The sequence below is a fragment of the Acinetobacter haemolyticus genome, from assembly GCF_900406815.1.
GTDB classification, from domain to species: Bacteria; Pseudomonadota; Gammaproteobacteria; order Pseudomonadales; family Moraxellaceae; genus Acinetobacter; species Acinetobacter haemolyticus_A.
In genome coordinates, this window is the sequence record NZ_OVCN01000015.1 from 79,802 (window position 1) to 99,755 (window position 19,954).

Consider the following 19,954-nt stretch of genomic DNA (forward strand, 5'->3'; position numbering starts at 1 on the left):
CCTCTTACATGCGGAACACGCCAAATTTAGTCGGTTGAATTGGAGCATTCATTGCAGCGGCTAGACTTAAACCAAGTACTTGACGCGTTTGCGCTGGATCAATCACGCCGTCATCCCATAAACGGGCAGAAGCATAGTAAGGATGACCTTGACGTTCATACTGATCACGAATCGGTTGCTTGAATTCATCTTCTTCTTGTGCTGACCATTCTGCGCCTTTTTGCTCGATCTGATCACGCTTCAAAGTTGAAAGTACACTGGCTGCTTGCTCACCCCCCATGACTGATATACGAGAGTTTGGCCAAGTCCATAAGAAACGTGGAGAATAAGCACGTCCACACATACCGTAGTTACCTGCACCAAAAGAACCGCCAATGATGAGTGTAAGTTTTGGTACATTAGCTGTTGCAACCGCCATCACCAGTTTTGCACCGTGCTTGGCAATACCTTCATTTTCGTATTGGCGACCCACCATAAAGCCTGTGATATTTTGAATAAATAACAACGGAATATTGCGTTGGGTACATAGCTCAATAAAGTGTGCACCTTTTTGTGCTGATTCAGAAAATAGAATGCCATTATTTGCGATGATTCCGACGGGCATCCCATAAAGTGATGCAAACCCTGTGATCAAGGTTGAGCCAAAACGAGCTTTAAATTCATCGAAACGAGAACCATCGACGATGCGTGCAATCACCTCACGTACATCAAATGGCTTACGCGCATCGGTAGGGACTACGCCATACAACTCTTTCGCATCGAACAATGGTTCATCAATCTGCTTATTGAGTTCATTTGGTTTTTTATTCAAATTGGCAACGATATTACGTGCAATCGCAATCGCATGTTCATCATTTTCAGCGAGGTGATCAGCAACACCTGAGAGACGCGTATGTACATCACCACCACCGAGATCTTCGCTACTTACGACTTCACCTGTTGCAGCTTTAACCAGAGGAGGACCACCTAAGAAAATAGTACCTTGATTACGCACGATGATGGTTTCATCTGACATCGCAGGGACATAAGCACCACCAGCAGTACAGCTACCCATGACGACCGCAATTTGGGCAATACCTTGGCTCGACATACGTGCTTGATTGTAGAAGATACGTCCGAAGTGATCACGATCAGGGAATACCTGATCCTGCATAGGTAAATATGCACCACCTGAATCTACAAGATAAATACAAGGTAAGTGGTTTTGTTCAGCAATTTCTTGGGCACGTAAATGCTTTTTAACCGTAAGCGGGTAATAAGTGCCACCTTTAACCGTTGCGTCATTGGCAACGATCATGCATGTCACACCATTGACTTGTCCAATACCCGCAATGACACCAGCAGCAGGAATATCATCTTCATAAACCTTATACGCAGCAAGTTGTCCGATTTCTAAAAAAGCTGTGCCAACGTCAATCAGTTGATCTATACGTTCACGCGGAAGCAATTTTCCACGTGCTAAATGCTTTTGACGTGCATTTTCTCCACCACCTAATGCGATATTCTGGGCAACTTGTGTTAAATCATTGACCAAACTTTGCATAGCTTGTTGGTTTGTTTTGAAGTCTTCACTTCGCACATTAATTTTGCTTTGTAATTGATTCATATGATGCATCCTGATTTATCGTTATTATTTGGTTTCATTAAACAATTCACGTCCGATCAACATACGACGAATTTCAGATGTGCCTGCACCAATTTCATAAAGTTTTGCATCGCGCCATAAACGACCTGCAGGGAACTCATTGATATAACCATTACCACCTAAAGTTTGAATCGCTTCTCCCGCCATCCATGTCGCTTTTTCAGCTGCATATAAAATGGCACTGGCAGCATCTTTACGTAAGCTACGATCATGATCTGCTTTGTCACACGCCGCACCAACAGCATATACAAGCGCCTTACATGCCAACCAAGTTGAGTACATGTCTGCCAGTTTGCCTTGCATTAGCTGAAACTCACCCAAAGCCTGTCCAAACTGTTCGCGTTGATGTAAGTAAGGAATCACCACATCCATACAGGCATCCATAATGCCAAGAGGGCCTGCGCTTAATACCGCACGCTCATAGTCCAAACCACTCATGAGGACTTTAGCGCCATTGCCCACACCGCCCAATACGTTTTCAACAGGTACTTCTACATTGTCAAAAAATAATGGATAGGTATTTGAACCACGCATACCAAGTTTGTCTAAATGGTTCCCATGGCTAAAACCTTTCATGTCTTTTTCAATTAAAAAAGCAGTCATGCCTTTTGCACCTGCTTGTGGATCTGTTTTTGCGTATACCACTAGAACATCCGCATCACCACCATTGGTAATCCACATTTTTGAACCATTTAAAACAAAATGATCGCCTTTCTGCTCAGCACGTAATTTCATACTGACCACATCAGAACCCGCATTCGGTTCAGACATCGCAAGGGCACCGACGTATTCACCAGAGATTAATTTAGGAAGATATTTCTGCTTTTGTTGCTCATTCCCATTACGGTTAATTTGATTGATGCATAAGTTAGAATGTGCGCCGTAGGAAAGCGCAATTGCCGCTGAAGCACGAGAAATCTCTTGCATAGCAATGATATGAGCGAGATAGCCGAGATTAGTGCCACCGTATTCTTCTGAGACTGTTAAGCCTAGTAAGCCCATATCGCCAAACTTTTTCCAAAGATGAGCAGGGAATTTATTGTCTTGATCAACTTGTTGAGCAATTGGTGAAATTTCCTTTGCACAGAATGCGGCAACTGAGTCTTGTAGTGCAACTAGCGTTTCATCTAGACCAAAATTCAAGCTACGTAGGTTCATTGTATACATCCCATTGGTTATATTTGTTGTTCCATAAGCATTGTTGTAGGTGCTTGTGAATTACCATACAATGATTTTTTAAAAAAGTGAATAGAGATTCATAAAATGATTTACAATTCACTTTATTTGTTAGAGAATAAATTTCATGAGTTATAAACGATCATCTTTAATGCAAGAACGGATGGAACAAAATCGCAAATCGATTTTAAGTTCTGCCAGAAAGTTAATTTCGGAAGGAGGGTTTAAAGACGCACAGATACAAACGATTGCGGAACAAGCAGGCGTTTCGAGTGGGTTGGTTTATCGCTACTTTGACAATAAGAGTCAGGTACTCATTGAAGTTCTGTCAGAAGCAATCAATACCGAACTTTTGGTAATTGATGCGATTACAGACAGTGATTTGTCAGCAGAGCATAAGTTGCACAAAGCAGTAGCAACTTTTGTAAAACGGGCGTTAAACAGTCCTCAGCTTGCATATTCACTCATGTTTGAGCCTGTTGATTCTTTGGTAGAACATGAGCGTTTTCGTGTGAAGCAGTTGATTAAACAGAGTGTGATTAAAATACTCGCGGATGGAAAGGCAAGTGGTGAGTTCGATCTGGAAGATCTGAATACCACCGCACTCTGTGTGGTTGGTGCAATGACTTACGTTGTAGTTGAGCCCTTAGACCCAGCTCAAAATACGAAGTTTGATCAGCAACACAAAGACTATTTTTCAAAGCAAATAGCTGATTTTTGTGTGGATGCAGTACGGAAAAAATAGCGCATGTACAGCGAATAAAACATGGAATAGGCAGTTTGAAGAGTAGTTGCAGTAACAACAATTAGACCAGTTAAGATGAGAATTAGAAAGAATCAAGGAGAATGATTCAATGCAACATGTACGGTTAAGCTATGCCTCTGGACCAAGTTCGCAACCTTTGATTGGGATGACGATTGGAGAAAAATTCGACCAAGCTTGCCAGCAATATGCTGAGCAAGAAGCAATTGTAAGTTCGCATCAGAATAGACGGTTGACTTATAAACAACTACAAGATGAAGTAAATGCTTTTGCTTGTAGTTTGCTCCAGCTTGGTTTGAAAAAAGGGGATCGACTTGGTATTTGGTCGCCAAACTGTGTCGAATGGACAGTCACGCAGTTTGCTGCGTTTAAAGCAGGGATTATTTTAGTCAATCTAAATCCAGCATATAAAAGTCATGAACTCGAATATGTGTTAAATAAAGTTTCCTGCAAAGGTTTGATCATTGCATCACAGTTCAAAACCACAGATTATCAAGAGCTTCTGACACGTATAGCACCCGAGATTAATTTTTGTACGGACAAGAAAATCCATTCAGAACGTCTAGCTTTCTTAAAATTTGTCATCAAAATTGATGAAAAACAACATACAGGTATTCATCGTTTTAGTGATCTGGTCGTTCCCCCAACACAACAACAACTCGATCAATTACAGTTAGCAACGCAACAGTTGCAGTTTGATGAAACTATTAATATCCAATTTACATCAGGTACAACAGGCAATCCCAAAGGTACGATGCTCACCCATCATAATATTTTAAATAATGGTTATTTTGTCGGTGAGGGTATTCGTTTAACGCCACAAGATAAAGTGTGCATCTCAGTACCTTTATTCCACTGTTTCGGTATGGTCATGGGAAATCTAGCCTGTATCACACACGGTTCTACCATGGTGTATCCATCAGCTGTTTTTAATCCATTAGAAACACTAAAAACAATTCACAATGAACGTTGTACGGCAGCATACGGCGTACCTACCATGTTCATCGCGACTTTAGAGCATGAACAATTTAATGAATTTGACCTCTCTAGTTTACGTACCGGGATTATGGCGGGAAGTCCATGCCCACGTGAAATTATGCAGCGTGTGATTGATCGTATGCATATGTCAGAAATCACGATTTGCTATGGCATGACTGAGACTTCACCTGTAAGTGTACAAAGCTCAGTCAACGATACGATTGATAAACGCGTCAGTACAGTTGGACATGTCCACCCACATGTAGAAATCAAAATCGTTGATTCTGAAGGGCAACTCGTACCACAAGGTACCTTAGGTGAGCTGTGCGTCAGAGGTTACTCAGTGATGGCAGGCTATTGGGGCGAAGAAGAAAAAACCCGTGGAGTGATTGATACCGCAGGTTGGATGCATACAGGTGATATCGCAGAGATGGACGCAGAGGGCTTTGTCAAAATCAAAGGTCGTATCAAAGATGTCGTGATTCGCGGCGGGGAAAACCTATTCCCAAAAGAAATAGAAGACTTCTTATATACTCATCCTGCCATTTGTGATGTTCAAGTGATTGGTTTGCCTGATACACGTTATGGTGAGGAGCTGTGCGCCTGCATTATTTTGCATGAACACCAACAGACCAATGAGGACAGCATTCGTAGTTTCTGTAAAGAGCACATTTCACATAATAAAGTGCCACGTTATGTCAAATTCTTTAATGAATTTCCTATGACAGCCTCTGGAAAAGCGCAGAAGTTTAAATTACAGGAAATCATGCGCGCTGAACTGAACTTAACTGGAAACGTATTCGACTAAATGATGTTTTACATCAAATAGAAAAAGCAGCATTTTAAAGTTGCACAAGTAAAGGATCGGGGCGCATGGCAAAAGATTTCAGCAGTCCAAGAGTCGTTGAAGAATATGATCAACATATCCGTAAATTAATACCAGGATATGAAATCATTCATCAACAAGTAGATGCGATTTTACAGTCTACCTTAAAACCAGATGCTCACATCTTGATTGTGGGATGTGGGACGGGATATGAGCTGGAATATCTTCTAAACAGACATCCGGGCTGGAAATTTACAGCGCTTGATCCTTCCTTAGCCATGCTTGAGAAAGCACAGGCGAGAGTTAAACAATTGAGTAATTCCACACAGGTTAAATTTGTTCATGGTGATACTTCAAATTTACCAGATCAGATTTTTTTTGATGCAGCTCTAACTATTTTGGTGGCGCATTTTATTGCCGATGAAAACAAGCCTACTTTTTTTACAGAGATCCATGAGCATTTAAAAGAAAATGGAATCTTGCTGACCTATGATTTGATGACCTGTACAGACCCTCAGCAATTTCAAGCTTTACGTTATGTCTGCTTGGCACAAGGTTTGACTGAAGCACAATGTCAGAAAATGTTAGAACGAATGGAAAGCGATTTTTTCACTGTCTCAGTTGATGAATATCAGGAATTACTTCACCGCACAGGTTTTATGAATGTGTCTTCATATAGCCAAATTTTAATGTATCAAGGATTGATCGCGCAGAAAAAGAAACGTCATGCGTTTTCTGCACAAGCATCCTAAGCATGGACTAAATCTATGAAGGAATAAAGATGAGTACGCAAACTTAAATCCAGCATCTATTTTTTACCAAATGGTTAATTAACAGTGGTTTATCTCACCACTGCGAGCTTCCTTTGTCTTTAAAAAGTAGGAATTTCAAAATATCAGCATATCCATAGGAGGTGGAATTTAAATAAAACCAACAGTTAAAGCTTTAAAACAAGAAATGCGATGCAGTGCAACTAACTGCAAAGGATATAACGCAAACAAATAGTGATCTTAAAGGATATTTAGGGTCAAAAAAGAAGGAAACTTATTTTAATGAAAAAGTTAAAATTGACGGTACAAAAAAGCATATTGGCGCTGTCTGTTGTTGCCGCTATGCCTTCTGTATATGCGGCTTCCGAACGTGATGAAGTTGCCCAATTACGGCAAGAGGTACAAGAATTAAGAGCAATGTTACAACATTATGTTCAGCAACCTGTACCAGTTCAACCCACAACACAACCTAAGGCAACAGTTCCATCAAGCGTCCAAGGGTCACAGCTGAAATTAAAATCTGGCGCAGAGGTGAATTTATACGGTTATATCCGTGCAGATGCATCTTACCAAGCGCAAGGTGCCTCTACGATGTATAACAATATCAGTGGCGTACCATTAAAAGGGACTGCTGAAGAAGCACAACAGAAAGATCGTTTGGAGACTACGGTAAATGTCACCCGTTTAGGCTTAAATTTCACCACACCAACTGCGGTAGGCGATGTAGGTGGGAAACTAGAAATGGATTTCTTCGGGGGAGCCTCACGTGATCAATTTCGTATTCGTCATGCCTATTTAACCTTTGATAAATGGTTACTGGGTCAAACATGGTCTACTTTCATTGCACCTGAATATTATCCAGAAACAATTGATGCAGCGACCTATGTAGGTGGAGCATTACAACGCTCACCATTGGTTCGTTATAGTGACAATATTACGGCCAATACCAGCTTTGCATTATCCGTTGAAGACCCTAAATACACAGCAAGTTCTGATCCTGAAAATAAAATGCGTTTACCTGCCTTTGTTGGCCGTGTAAATCATAAATTCGAAAATGGTTCGATGCTGTCTGGACGTAGTTTTGTGGCAGAGAAAAAAACCAGCAATGATGATGCTTGGGCATGGGGTGTGGGTATCGGTGGAAAATATCAGTTAACGCCAACAACCTTTCTAAAAGCAGATTATAACCATATCAAAGGCGATGGACGCTTCCTGATGTGGAGCAATAGCAGTTATGCCATTGATGATCAAAACAATATACATAGCAATGAGTTTGATTCCATCTCTACAGGGATCACACATCAATTCACCTCGCAGTTCCGTTCAACCTTAGGCTATGGCTATATGAAAGCCAAAAGTGACAATACCTTCGCTCGCCTAAATAGAGACAGCTCAAATCAAAATAAAGAATTATGGCAAGGCTGGATTAATGGCATGTACAACCCGTACAAACCGATCACGCTGGGTATGGAATATGTCTACGGTGAACGTGAAACCTTTGATGGCCGTACAGGTGCAGATAACCGTATTAACATGATGGCGAGTTATGATTTTTAATATATATAAGACCTTGAATTATATGTTTTTTCTTTAAGGTGCAGTATGTCGTTTTAATAATGATTAGGAATTTATCTCATTGAGGAGATGCAGAATGACAACATCTACAGTTAATGTAAATGCAGTAATTGACGAAGCAAAGTTTACGCCTTTTCACTGGAGTATTTTACTTTGGTGTTTATTGATTATTATTTTTGATGGTTACGATCTGGTCATTTATGGTGTGGTTTTACCCTTACTGATGCAGGAGTGGTCACTTACTTCTGTGCAAGCAGGCATGCTTGCCAGTACCGCATTGTGCGGCATGATGTTCGGCGCCATGCTATTCGGTGCATTGGCAGATAAAATCGGACGCAAAAATGTAATTTTAATTTGTGTGACTTTTTTTAGTGGGTTTACTTTTTTAGGTGCGTTTGCATCTAATCCTTTTGAGTTCGGTATTTTACGGTTCTTAGCTGGCTTAGGGATCGGCGGGGTAATGCCAAACCTCGTCGCACTCACCTCAGAATATGCCCCTAAGCGTATTCGCAGTACCTTAGTCGGCACGATGTTTAGTGGTTATGCAATTGGCGGAATCTTGTCAGCATTAATAGGAAGCTATTTGGTTGAAAGTCAGGGTTGGCAAATCATGTTCTTGATTGCTGGCATACCATTACTTTTATTACCTGTCATGTGGAAATTTTTGCCTGAATCTTTAACCTTTTTGGTCAAAACGGGTAAAACTGAGCAAGCACAAAGCATTGTACAAAAAATCTCACCTCAACAAGCCATCAGCAGCAATACGCGTTTAACGCTAAATGAGGAAAATATTCCAACTGGTAGCTCGGTTAAAGGGTTATTCCAACAAGGTCGCGCATTCAATACGCTTATGTTCTGGGTATTGTTCTTTATGTGCCTACTGATGGTATACGCATTAAGTAGTTGGTTACCAAAACTTATGCTTGCAGCAGGATATTCACTCGGCAAGAGTATCTTATTCTTGTTCGCTTTGAATGTTGGTGCAATGATCGGTTCAATCGGTGGCGGTATTCTCTCGGATAAATTCCATTTAAAACCAGTCATCATGGGAATGCTCATGGCTGGTGTAGTGGCACTGATCGGCTTAGGATTTAACTCTCCAGCTTATGTTTTATACGGTCTTGTTACTGTTGCAGGCGCGGCGACCATTGGTACTTCAATCCTTCTTTATAGCTATGTTGCGCAATACTATCCATTGAGTGTTCGCTCGACTGGAATCGGCTGTGCTTCTGGTGTAGGTCGAATTGGTGCAATCGTTGGGCCGATTTTGACAGGGTTGTTATTGACCTTAAACTTACCGCATACCATGAATTTTGTGATGATTTCTGTCCCTGCCATGTTGGCGATTTGCGCAATATTAAGCTTGAAACGTCATAAATTTGATGAAGAACAACAAGTAGAAGAAGTTAAAACCAATTTAACTGAATCAGGCAATGCTTAATTTAGTTTCTTGTTGATTATCTTTCAATCATTAAAGGCACATCTATTAATTGGATGTGCTTTTTTCTTTAAGTGCACATTATTTCCCACTAAATCATAATTCATTCTTGAGTATTTGATTAGTCACAGAGACGATCCAAAATCTTATCGGTTTTAAAGATAAATATTTAAAAAGATTTCAATTTTAAACAGATAAAAAAATGCACCTCTTATCTGAGATGCATTTTTAAATTTTTAAAACTTAAATTTCAATCGCTACAGCCGTTGCTTCACCGCCACCAATACATAATGCAGCAACGCCTTTCTTCTTACCTAAACGTTTTAATGCATAGATCAATGAAAGGATAATACGTGAACCTGTGGCACCAATCGGATGACCTAAAGCACATGCACCACCGTGAATATTGACTTTAGCTTCATCGATACCTAACTCATGAATCGGTGCCATAGCCACCATCGCGAAAGCTTCGTTAATTTCCCATGCATCGACCTCATCAACTGACCAGCCGGCATGATCAAGTACTTTTTGAATCGCACTGATCGGCGCAATCGTAAACTCACTTGGATGCTGCGAATGGCTCGAAGTAGCTACAATCTTAGCCAAGACATTTAAACCATTTGCTTGAGCATAATCTTCTGTAGAAAGTACCAAAGCGGCGGCACCATCCGAAATCGAACTCGAATTGGCTGCCGTAATCGTACCGTCTTTGCTAAAAGCAGGGCGTAGGGTCGGGATTTTATCGAGATTTGCGTTGAGTGGTTGCTCATCTTGATCAATTACTTCAACACCTTTACGTGTTTTAACTTCAACAGGGACGATTTCAGCTTTGAAATATCCTTCTGTAATTGCTGTTTGAGCTTTTTTTAGTGAAGAAATCGCAAAGTTATCCATTTGCTCACGGGTGAAGCCTTTGGTATTTGCCATATCCTGAGCAAACGAACCCATTAAACGACCCGTTTCAGCATCTTCTAAACCATCCAAGAACATATGGTCTTTGATTTCACCATGTCCCATACGGTAGCCACCACGTGCTTTAGGTAAGATATATGGTGCATTGGTCATAGATTCCATACCACCTGCAACCACAAGATTTGCACTACCAGCTTTCAATGCATCTGATGCCATCAGAACTGCTTTCATCGCAGAAGCACAAAGTTTATTGATGGTCACAGCGCCAACATGATCTGGAATACCCGCTTTACGCATTGCTTGACGAGCAGGGCCTTGACCAATGCCTGCACTTAACACACAGCCAAAAATCACTTCATTGACTTGCTCTGGAGCAATACCCGCACGTTGGATAGATTCACGGATTACAGCAGCACCTAATTCTGGGGCGGTTAAACTAGAAAGACTACCTTGAAAACCGCCCATCGCGGTACGACTACCTGACACAATAACAATAGAACTCATTTTTATATCTCTTTAAATGTATGTTGTTATAAAACTGCTCCAGTTCAACAGACTAGAGCAGAATATCCAATCTCATTAAGCCACTAAAGATTTATCAAAAATTAATGGCACACCTGTTACCGCACGAATTTGCTCGAGTGTCACATCTTTTGCGAGTTCAATCAGTTCAACACCTTCAGACGTAATATCCATTACACCTAAATCTGTAATCACACGATGGACAACGGCTTGACCAGTAAGGGGTAAGCTACAGTTTTTCACAATCTTTGGCGTACCATCTTTCGCACAATGTTCCATCAGAACCACAACTTTTTGAACACCTGCAACCAAGTCCATTGCACCGCCCATACCTTTGACTTTCTTACCTGGAATCATCCAATTGGCTAAGTCGCCTTGCTCAGAAACTTCCATCGCGCCTAATATCGCAATATTGACATGACCGCCACGGATCATTGCGAAAGATTCTGAACTTGAGAAAAATGCCGCACCCGCACGTGCAGTAATCGTTTGCTTTCCAGCATTGATCAAATCTGCATCTAAAGTTTCTTCAGTAGGAAATGCGCCGATACCAAGCAATCCATTTTCAGACTGCAACCATACATTCATGTTTTTTGGAATGTAGTTAGCAACAAGGGTAGGTAAACCAATACCCAAGTTCACATAGAAGCCATCTTCGAGTTCTTGTGCAGCACGCTGTGCCATTTCATTACGTGACCAAGCCATTTTAAACTGCCTCCATGCTTAAAGTTTTTTGTTCGATACGTTTTTCAGGTGAAGCATTTAATATAATGCGATTCACATAAATCCCTGGTAAATGGATTTCATCTGGATCTAATTCACCAATCTCAACGATTTGCTCCACTTCGGCAATGGTGATTTTCCCAGCCATTGCACATTCAGGATTAAAGTTCTGAGCCGTCTTACGGAATATTAAATTTCCTGCTTTATCTGCCTTGTAAGCTTTAATAAGAGAAACATCAGCAGTAAGAGATTCTTCTAAAATGTATTTTTTACCATGAAAACTGCGTTCTTCTTTACCTTCAGCAATCAAAGTTCCAACACCAGTTTTCGTATAAAAAGCTGGAATACCAGCACCACCAGCACGTAATTTTTCCGCTAATGTTCCTTGTGGAGTTAATTCAACTTCAAGCTCGCCATTTAGATATTGACGTTCGAATTCTTTATTTTCACCCACATAAGATGAGATCATTTTTTTGATCTGTTTGGTATGCAATAAAATACCTAGACCAAAATCATCAACACCTGCATTATTTGAAATGCAAGTCAGACCTGTTACACCACTTTCTTTAACCGCTACAATAAGCTGTTCAGGAATTCCACATAAGCCAAAGCCGCCCACGGCAAGGGTTTGGTGATCAGCAACCACATCTTTGATTGCAGCCTCAGCACTGGCATATACCTTATTCATTCTATTATTGTCCTATCGTCCCTTAGTGATTTAGTTTTAGCATTAGGACTAAGCGTATAGAAGTTGATTTTTCTCAAGGATTAATGAGTTAAGTTAATGAATTGATTTTTTGGATAGATTTTATGCGCAAAAAAATCAATAAGACGAAATAATAAATATTTGAAATAATTGACAATAAATTAATTGTTCAAGATAAAAAAAATATAAGAGTAACCATAATAATGAGTTATTTAAAATTTATACCTTATCAACGACTCAATAAATTGTGCCGAAATATGTGATATTTCAAAATTCTTTTTATAGACGATACCAACCGTTTTGTGGATGGTTCCATCCTCAAGTTCGAGTAATACATTCTCTGTTAAATCAATATGCTTGGCAAAATGACGAGGAATCGCGCTTACCCCAATACCATGTGCAACAAAACTAGATAATGAAGAAATCTGATGACACTCAATTTTTAAATCCAAAGTCATATTGTTGCGCAAACAGTTTTGCTCAACCAAGTGACGAACAATCGATGGCTTTTGTAGGGTAATAAAAGGATTGGCAAACAATTGTTGCCACGAAATACGTGCTTTGTCTGCTAAGAGATGATTTTTAGGAAGTAAGGCGAGAAAGTCTTCATCAAACAAAGGCACAAACTCTAAGCCTTCGGTCAGTTCTGGTTCAAAACAAATGCCTAACTCAAAGATACCATCTTGGACTTTTTCGATAATGGTTTCATTTGGAATATCGTGGATCGAAAAATTAAGGTTTGGATGCTCAGATAAAAAAGAATGAATCACATCAGGCAAGATCGCATGAGTAAAAAAGGGCATCGAGGCGATACTGAGTGTGCCGCGATTTAATTTAAAGCGTTGTTTAACGTCATTTTCCATTTCATCCCAATTTGCCAATAGTTTTTTTGCGTAGGGAATAAGAGATTTACCTTCTTGAGTCAGCTCAACACGACGTGTATTTCGATTAAACAGCTTACCGCCAAGTTCATCTTCTAAACTTTTTATACTTAGACTTAAAGCAGACTGACTTAAGTGCAGTTCCAGCGAAGCATTGGCATAATTCAAAGTACGCGCAAGTGCTAAAAATGCCTTTAGCTGCTTAAGAGTCATCGCTTTTCCTAAGTAAATTATTGAATAGATCTAATTTATCGTAAAAATGAACTAAATGTTATTTTAGAAATTAATTTTCAAAGAAAAGTTGATTAATACGGCAAATAAAAAAACTCCCACCATTAGAAAATAGGGGAGTTCACTTAAAAGTTTCGAAAAATTCAGTTTTATCTAAAAATTATATTTTCAGCTTTTTAAGTCCACGACTTACACCGTTTTGTAATGCCAATTTGATGATTGGTCCAATAAAAGGCACACGCCCTTTAAAGCTAATCGTATAGTCCAAATGACTGCGATTATTGCCCAAATCAGTAAACTTCATCACGCCGCGATGCGCTTTGATTGGCGCGATACCACTGGTAATTGCGTATTCAATGAGTTCATTTTCTTTATACACCAAATTTGTTTCGACAAATGAAGGCGTCAGTGGAATAGATAGCTTACGTGCTGAGCCAACCCCATTACGTGCATCTTGACCATCGCTCAAACGAGTCACTTTTGCTGGAGCAAAAAGTTTATTCAAATTTTCATGTTCACTGAGAATCGCAAATACCTTTTCGACAGGTGCATTGAACTCTTGAGTGATATTGACTTGTTGCATTTTTAGCATAGCAATTCCTTTCTTTTTTAATTTGACATGATGAATTGTCATTTTTAAATACTAACACGGTTTGGCTGAACTGGTCATTTTGTTTGTCGGATTATCCGAGTAGCTAAAAATTCAGATATATGTAAGCGAATATGCTTGTTCAATCCAAGAAAATTGTGAATACTCATGCCACAAAGTTGAAGCTATAAAATTATCTTTTGGGGTTAAGCAACACTGTGAAAACTTTTCCATTTTCTCGTTTACAAAGCGCATTATTAGCCGTAAGTTCATTTTCTTACCTCGGATTTAGTTCAACAACAGCATATGCGGAACAAGAAAATGAGATACAACGTCTCCCAACAATTACAGTTATAGCTGAGCAAAATGCCAATCACCAGAACAGCGTAAATTTACCTGGTTTTGCTGAGCAAACCATTTCCAAAATCCCTGCATCAATCAATATTATTAATGCCGACCTTATTGCAGATCAACATGCAAAAACGCTAAAAGATATTGTAAAAAATGATGCGGCGGTCGGCGAGGGCTACGCACCTATTGGCTATTATTCAAACTTTGTGATCCGTGGTTTTGCGCTCAATCTAGGATCAAGTTATCTACTCAATGGTAACTTGTTGAGAGGAGAACAAAATGTAGCTTTAGAAAATAAAGAACACGTCGAGATCTTAAAGGGTATTAGTGCGATCCAAAGTGGTATGTCTACGCCAGGTGGAATAGTTAACTACGTGACTAAACGTCCAAAGGATATTCGTTCAGTTACATTAGAAACAGATAGTGAGGGTGGTTATCGTATCGCAACAGATATCGGCGATATCGTGGGTGAAAATCAACAATTTGGCTATCGAATTAATTTAGCGCATGAAGAGATTCATCCATATGTAGAACATGCCAATGGAAAGCGTTTATTTGGTTCAGTTGCTTTGGATTGGAAGATTTCTGATGATTCAAAACTTGAGTTCGATATTGAATCACAACGCCAACGTCAGCGCTCCGTGCCAGGTTATCAATTATTGGATGGAAAAACTGTACCGACTAATGTGGAATGGGATCGCTTACTAGGTTATCAAAGCTGGAGTAAACCCGTTACCAATGAGAGTCTGAATACGAGTTTAAAATATACACATCGTCTCAATCATGATTGGACAGCAAACTTATCTGCTTCACAAAGCCGTGTCGTGGTTGATGACTATTCAGCATTTCCATGGGGTTGTTATAGTGAGATTTGTGAATATACAGGTCTAGGCAATACCTTTGATAAGAATGGTAACTACGATATTTATGATTTCCGTAGCCCAGATGATAGTTACTTAACAAATCAGTTTAAAACAGAGTTAAACGGCAAGTTCGCAACAGGGACATGGCAACATAGCTTAAATATCGAGTTATCTCATACCTATAAGCGACGTGCACAATATGATGCAATCAATGAACTCGTTGGTACAGGTAACATCTACAACAATACAGTGAACTATGCGCCTACGGATGTAGCCTTGGGCAATCGATATAAATCCCTTGATAGTCAGCAAACCGCATTGAATCTACTAGACCAAATCCGTTTTAATGACTCATGGTCAGTTCTCATGGGTGGAAAAATCATTTCTTTAGATGAAAAGGCCTATGATGCAGCAGCGAATAAGATTCGTGATACGGATTTAAATCGATTCTTGCCCCAATTTGCAGTGATGTATCAACCTTGGGAAAATACGCAGGTTTATACATCATTTAGTAAAGGTTTAAGTGATGGTGGACAAGCGCCGTGGTATGCATTCGGTAATGAAGAAAAAGGAATTGTCGGAAATGCATTTGAAACACTTGCCCCGATCAAATCCACCCAATATGAAGTGGGCATCAAACATCAATTACCATCTATGTTGTTTACAGCAGCAATATTTAATCTAGAGCAAGACCATCAATATACCAATGCTGATCACTATTACTTAACTGATGGTAAACAGCATAACGTAGGCTTAGAACTTGGTTTACAAGGGCGAGTTACTGAAAATTTAGATATAAGCTCAACTTTAGCACTGACTCGTTCACGTTTAAAAGAGATCAGTGTCTCTGAATATCAAGGTCATCAAACCCAAAATGTTCCGAAAGTACGTTTCGCAAGTTACTTATCTTATCAATTACCACAAGTGGAAGGTTTAAGATTACTGGCAGGTATGCAATATAGTGCAAGTAAATATGCCAATAAAATAGGCAGTGTAAAAGTTCCAAGCTACACAGTTTTCAATGCTGGTACAGCTTATAACTTTAAAGCTAATGGCTATGAAAATACCTTGAGATTTAATGTTGATAATCTATTCAATAAAAAGTATTGGAGAGATGCGGGAAGCTTCTTTGGGGATGATTATTTGTTCCTAGGCGCTCCACGTACCGCACAGTTGTCTTGGACTGTAAATTTTTGATTGATCTGTCATCTTAAAAGTGAATATGCACTCGTCGATTTGTCCATGATTTAACAAATTAACAGCAGTCTATATTCATTTTCTTTTTCGACAGGCGCACGATGCACACACGGTAAAACCTGTTGCGATGGATGGTCAACCGCCAATCGCCATAGATGGCCTAAACCTAAATTCACAGGTTTTGTATTTGGTTTGGGTTGATAATGCAGATCAAAGAAATTTTCTTCTAAAAAATTATCAAACTCATTTTCCGGACCATGATGTAGTTGCTTAAGTTTATCTCTGATGTCAGGAATCAAAATCTTTTGTTCCACCTGATCGTTTGGCAAAATCTCACTTGCCACGCCGTGATAAGTACATAAAAAAGTATCTGTCGGAATAGGTGAGCGATCGACATGAAATGAATAAACATCTGTCGAAATAAAATCGAACTCATCATCTCGTTCGTAGTTTTGGATCAAGTTAAGCACTGGTGATACACCGAGAGCTGTTAATTGCTGGATATCCGCAATAATAATTTCTCTTGCTAAATGACCATTTTCTGAAAGTTGTAATGCTAAAAGATCGTCAACAGAAACTTCCGTGATATTTTCTTTTAATTCAATCTTCCCCACAATCTCTTTAAAATCGCCTACCAAGTTCCGATACCAACAAATTGCATTACTTTCTCTTTGGAAATTGAAATCAATAAGTTCAGAAAAAGTAGAAACTACACTAATTTGCTTGTGATCAGAAAAAATATTCTTCATTTAAGCACTAAATTCATAAATAAATAGGTGCCTAATCATACACTCTTCTTTAGTTGCTTGAGTGCTCTTAGATGAGGGCGAATAAAGTAATTTTGAATAAATTAAATGCGTATTGAACAAATAGAAAATGAGCAAAATTATGCTCATAAAATCATGTAACAAACATTTTTGAGCAAATATATTCACAAAAAACAAATTTTATAGTATTTTTGAGAAAATAATTGCTCATTTATATCAATGCAAAAATTAACAATACAGGCTTTACTCGACCAGAATTGGTTAGATATCGCTGAACTTAAACTATTAGAACCTAAACTGGGCTCAGCAAGCGCTAGTGAATTGGTCTACGAGTTGGAATACGCAATCCAAAATCTGGATAAGCGGGATGAACATGCCTGTAGTCTCTCACTACCTGTACAAATACTTATAAACCATGAATCTAGCTCATGGTTTGGTTTTTTGGATGATATTGTTCCTTCAGGTGCAGCACGCCGTTATTGGGTCAATTTTTTAGGCTTACAACGACTCACTTATGCAGAGCAAGATAGTATTTTATTGGAAAAAGGTGGTATTGCGCCCGTAGGTAACTTGAGAATTAAAGAAGCACTTCCGCCTATAAATCCTGACTCTACTTTACATTTACGCTATTTTAGTCAAAATGATGTTGCCGATCGAAATGTTGATTTTCTTGAATATGCACAGCAAATGGGTGCAATTAGTGGTGGTGCAACAGGAGCGGGCGGTGAAGCTCCCAAGTTACTGATTCGTGAGACAAAAGATCAAAATATTTGGATTGACACCTATCAACAAAACTTTGATCAACCTGATCAACACTATTTAGTTAAATTTCCTCGAAATAATCGTAGTGAGATCGACTGCAATATTCTCAGAGCGGAATACTATTACTATCAAGAACTAAAAGAATTAGGTTTCAATACCATTGAAACAACAGAAATGAAGCTGATCGAAGGTGAAAAATATCCATCATTATGGCTGCCAAGATTTGATGTGGAATGGGGCAATCAACAATGGCATCGTCATGGTTTGGAGTCTGTTTATTCCGTATTGAATAAAGCTTCAGGTAGTCATCTTAATCATTTTGAAGTAATAGAAAACCTGTGTGATTTGCTGGTAGTAATTGATTCAAATTTTGATTCAACACAATTCATTTGTGAGTGGTTACAGAGAGACTTGCTCAATATTATATTTGGTAATTCTGATAATCATGGGCGCAACACTTCATTTCTAAAAAAATCTGGAAAAATTTCTCTTTCTCCCATTTATGATTTTGCGCCTATGAAAGCCGATCCAGAAGTCGTGACAAGATCAACGACGTGGGGAAGTCCTTACGAAGAAGGTGGAGAGTATCGTTGGGAGCAGATTACCCAAAAACTTGCACATTTATGCGATCCAAATTTGTCTATGAAGACATTAAAATCATTAGCAAACAATCTTGTTGGGCTAAAACAACGGTTAAATGATAAAGGTGTCCCAAAACAGATTATGGAGATGCCAGCGCTTTCATTCGATTATGTTGAAGCTAAATTAGAAAGATGGGAACTATTATGAATATAAAAAATCAGCCTCAAGATCGCCAGCAAGTTCTTATTGATCTATATATGCAATATCTATTGAATGAAATTACATTGGGGCAATTATTGGCGTATTTGCGAAAAAATATACTTGGCATGTCTCAGGAACAATACGCAAATTTGGTTGGTGTTAGTCGCCGGACATTAACGGACATAGAACAAGACAAAGGAAAACTCACGCAATCTGTTTTAGATAAAGTATTTAAACCACTTGGTTTACAAGCAGGTCTTGTACCGACACATGAGCATATTGTGCGGAAGATTATTAAATCATCAGAGTGATATGAAATCAAAATTGCTTTAATCATTAGAGTCCAAAAGTTATGAGTCTGAAAATTATAAATAGATTTGAAGACTTAATTAAAGAAGCTATACAATTAGATGCTTTAATTGATTCAAAAATTACTGTTGAAGGTATAGTAGATGAAAATTTTTCTGACAATAATGTAGGGAAATTTTTAAAATGGAAAATTAAGACAAAAAATATTTTTCTTTTATCTTGTGGGGATAGATCCATTCATTTTACTGAATTTTTGAAAGCTGAGAAAATTCAATATTATGATACTAATGCTAAATTATTTAAACGTTTACTAACAGTTTTACTTGCTACTTATGATGATTTGAAAAATGGTTTTTTAATATCTTTCAAACAGATAGTGCAAGCTGAGGTTTTTGAGACTGAACTTGAACAAGCTAAATCTCTTTTAGAAAATGGCTATAAAAACGCTGCTGGAGACTATGATCAGTTCACGAAAGAAGACGTAGAACGAATGATTTATGATATAGAGAGGTTTTTACTGAATCATTCATCCTGAGTTCAACACATAGGGCTGTAACTCATTTAAACAAGCTACACAGACTTGCGTAAGATCGAATGATGCGCAAGCCGAGTAGCGGTCTGATTTTTACATGACTTATATTATGTTACTTAGGATACTCAGCAACGTGAATTATAATCGCAGATCATCACGTTACTGAGCTGTGGCAACAAACAGGTTGTGTAGGCCACAGTCTTAGATATTCTATTTAACATAATATACATTATACGAAGTAATGTAATGTAAGCCTTTGATTGTTATGGTGTTTTCAACTGTGTAACATTGATCAACGTTGTCTTAGGAAACTGTCCGCTAAACTCCAGATTAAACTCAAACTCACATTCACACGGCACAGGCAGATTTTTAAAACGCTCATAGTTCACTGAGCCAGCCATCTTCTGAATGATGCCTTTAGTACCGTGACCATTCTTAACTGGCGTCTGCACATAAAAGTTTGTGCTGTCATAATCAATGTTTTTACCAGTTTTAGGGTCAACGAATGTTCCTTTGCTTGGATCAACACCTGTTACTAGAAATACTTGTTTATTCATGGTTTAAACACCTCTGTTATGAAACTAAACGCAACTTCGGTTGCGGACGGAAATCGAAACTTGATACAGGCTCTTCGTACCAGTCAGGTACTTGCTTG

18 protein-coding genes are annotated in these 19,954 nt (G+C 38.9%); 9 read left to right on the forward strand and 9 right to left on the reverse strand.

Annotated features, from left to right (window positions below):
- Nucleotides 1-4 precede the first annotated feature (4 nt).
- Together DK207_RS11775 and DK207_RS11780 are read right to left on the reverse strand one after the other, a co-directional pair.
- The gene (locus DK207_RS11775; protein ID WP_042874297.1) at nt 5-1,606 is read right to left on the reverse strand and encodes a carboxyl transferase domain-containing protein; all 1,602 of its coding nucleotides are present in this window, start codon (nt 1,604-1,606) and stop codon (nt 5-7) included.
- A gap of 24 nt (nt 1,607-1,630) precedes the next feature.
- A complete protein-coding gene (locus tag DK207_RS11780; protein ID WP_109441349.1) occupies nt 1,631-2,803 on the reverse strand; it encodes an isovaleryl-CoA dehydrogenase in 1,173 nt (390 codons plus the stop codon).
- 145 nt (nt 2,804-2,948) lie between these two features.
- Between DK207_RS11780 and DK207_RS11785 the strand changes: the two genes are divergently transcribed.
- From DK207_RS11785 to DK207_RS11805, 5 genes are all read left to right on the forward strand, one after another.
- Nucleotides 2,949-3,566 (forward strand): TetR/AcrR family transcriptional regulator, encoded by a 618-nt coding sequence (locus tag DK207_RS11785; RefSeq protein ID WP_109441350.1) that lies wholly within the window; start codon nt 2,949-2,951, stop codon nt 3,564-3,566.
- A gap of 109 nt (nt 3,567-3,675) precedes the next feature.
- A complete protein-coding gene (locus DK207_RS11790) occupies nt 3,676-5,370 on the forward strand; it encodes an AMP-binding protein (protein WP_109441351.1) in 1,695 nt (564 codons plus the stop codon).
- Between the two features lie 65 nt (nt 5,371-5,435).
- Nucleotides 5,436-6,140, forward strand: a complete 705-nt coding sequence (locus DK207_RS11795) for a class I SAM-dependent methyltransferase (protein ID WP_109441352.1) — start codon at nt 5,436-5,438, stop codon at nt 6,138-6,140.
- A gap of 300 nt (nt 6,141-6,440) precedes the next feature.
- Nucleotides 6,441-7,715, forward strand: coding sequence for a DcaP family trimeric outer membrane transporter (locus tag DK207_RS11800; RefSeq protein WP_109441353.1), 1,275 nt, complete (start codon nt 6,441-6,443; stop codon nt 7,713-7,715).
- 94 nt (nt 7,716-7,809) lie between these two features.
- Entirely contained in the window at nt 7,810-9,174 is a 1,365-nt protein-coding gene (locus DK207_RS11805; RefSeq protein ID WP_109441354.1) for an MFS transporter, read from the forward strand.
- Between the two features lie 240 nt (nt 9,175-9,414).
- On the opposite strand, the gene DK207_RS11810 is transcribed toward DK207_RS11805, so the two are convergent.
- From DK207_RS11810 to DK207_RS11830, 5 genes are all read right to left on the reverse strand, one after another.
- Nucleotides 9,415-10,587, reverse strand: coding sequence for a thiolase family protein (locus DK207_RS11810; protein WP_109441355.1), 1,173 nt, complete (start codon nt 10,585-10,587; stop codon nt 9,415-9,417).
- 75 nt (nt 10,588-10,662) lie between these two features.
- Nucleotides 10,663-11,310 carry a CoA transferase subunit B gene (locus tag DK207_RS11815; RefSeq protein ID WP_004954392.1) on the reverse strand — a complete coding sequence of 216 codons (648 nt, stop codon included), beginning with the start codon at nt 11,308-11,310 and terminating at the stop codon, nt 10,663-10,665.
- A gap of 1 nt (nt 11,311) precedes the next feature.
- Entirely contained in the window at nt 11,312-12,016 is a 705-nt protein-coding gene (locus tag DK207_RS11820) for a CoA transferase subunit A (protein WP_075315588.1), read from the reverse strand.
- A gap of 230 nt (nt 12,017-12,246) precedes the next feature.
- Nucleotides 12,247-13,128 (reverse strand): LysR family transcriptional regulator, encoded by an 882-nt coding sequence (locus DK207_RS11825; protein WP_109441356.1) that lies wholly within the window; start codon nt 13,126-13,128, stop codon nt 12,247-12,249.
- A gap of 178 nt (nt 13,129-13,306) precedes the next feature.
- Nucleotides 13,307-13,738 (reverse strand): SRPBCC family protein, encoded by a 432-nt coding sequence (locus tag DK207_RS11830; protein WP_109441357.1) that lies wholly within the window; start codon nt 13,736-13,738, stop codon nt 13,307-13,309.
- Nucleotides 13,739-13,953: 215 nt separating this feature from the next.
- On the opposite strand from DK207_RS11830, the gene DK207_RS11835 reads away from it, so the two are divergent.
- Entirely contained in the window at nt 13,954-16,146 is a 2,193-nt protein-coding gene (locus DK207_RS11835; RefSeq protein ID WP_109441358.1) for a TonB-dependent siderophore receptor, read from the forward strand.
- Nucleotides 16,147-16,196: 50 nt separating this feature from the next.
- On the opposite strand, the gene DK207_RS11840 is transcribed toward DK207_RS11835, so the two are convergent.
- A complete protein-coding gene (locus DK207_RS11840) occupies nt 16,197-16,895 on the reverse strand; it encodes a DUF1826 domain-containing protein (protein ID WP_109441359.1) in 699 nt (232 codons plus the stop codon).
- A gap of 237 nt (nt 16,896-17,132) precedes the next feature.
- On the opposite strand from DK207_RS11840, the gene DK207_RS11845 reads away from it, so the two are divergent.
- The 3 genes from DK207_RS11845 to DK207_RS11855 are packed head-to-tail and all read left to right on the forward strand — an operon-like array spanning nt 17,133 to nt 19,302.
- Nucleotides 17,133-18,464: a type II toxin-antitoxin system HipA family toxin gene (locus tag DK207_RS11845; protein WP_109441360.1), complete on the forward strand. Its 1,332-nt coding sequence runs from the start codon at nt 17,133-17,135 to the stop codon at nt 18,462-18,464.
- Entirely contained in the window at nt 18,461-18,769 is a 309-nt protein-coding gene (locus DK207_RS11850) for a helix-turn-helix domain-containing protein (RefSeq protein ID WP_109441361.1), read from the forward strand. Before DK207_RS11845 ends, DK207_RS11850 begins: the two co-directional genes overlap by 4 nt.
- Nucleotides 18,770-18,810: 41 nt before the next feature.
- Entirely contained in the window at nt 18,811-19,302 is a 492-nt protein-coding gene (locus DK207_RS11855; protein WP_109441362.1) for a hypothetical protein, read from the forward strand.
- A gap of 260 nt (nt 19,303-19,562) precedes the next feature.
- Here the strand turns inward: DK207_RS11855 and DK207_RS11860 are convergent, their stop codons facing one another.
- Nucleotides 19,563-19,856 (reverse strand): hypothetical protein, encoded by a 294-nt coding sequence (locus DK207_RS11860; protein ID WP_109441363.1) that lies wholly within the window; start codon nt 19,854-19,856, stop codon nt 19,563-19,565.
- Nucleotides 19,857-19,954: the final 98 nt, after the last annotated feature.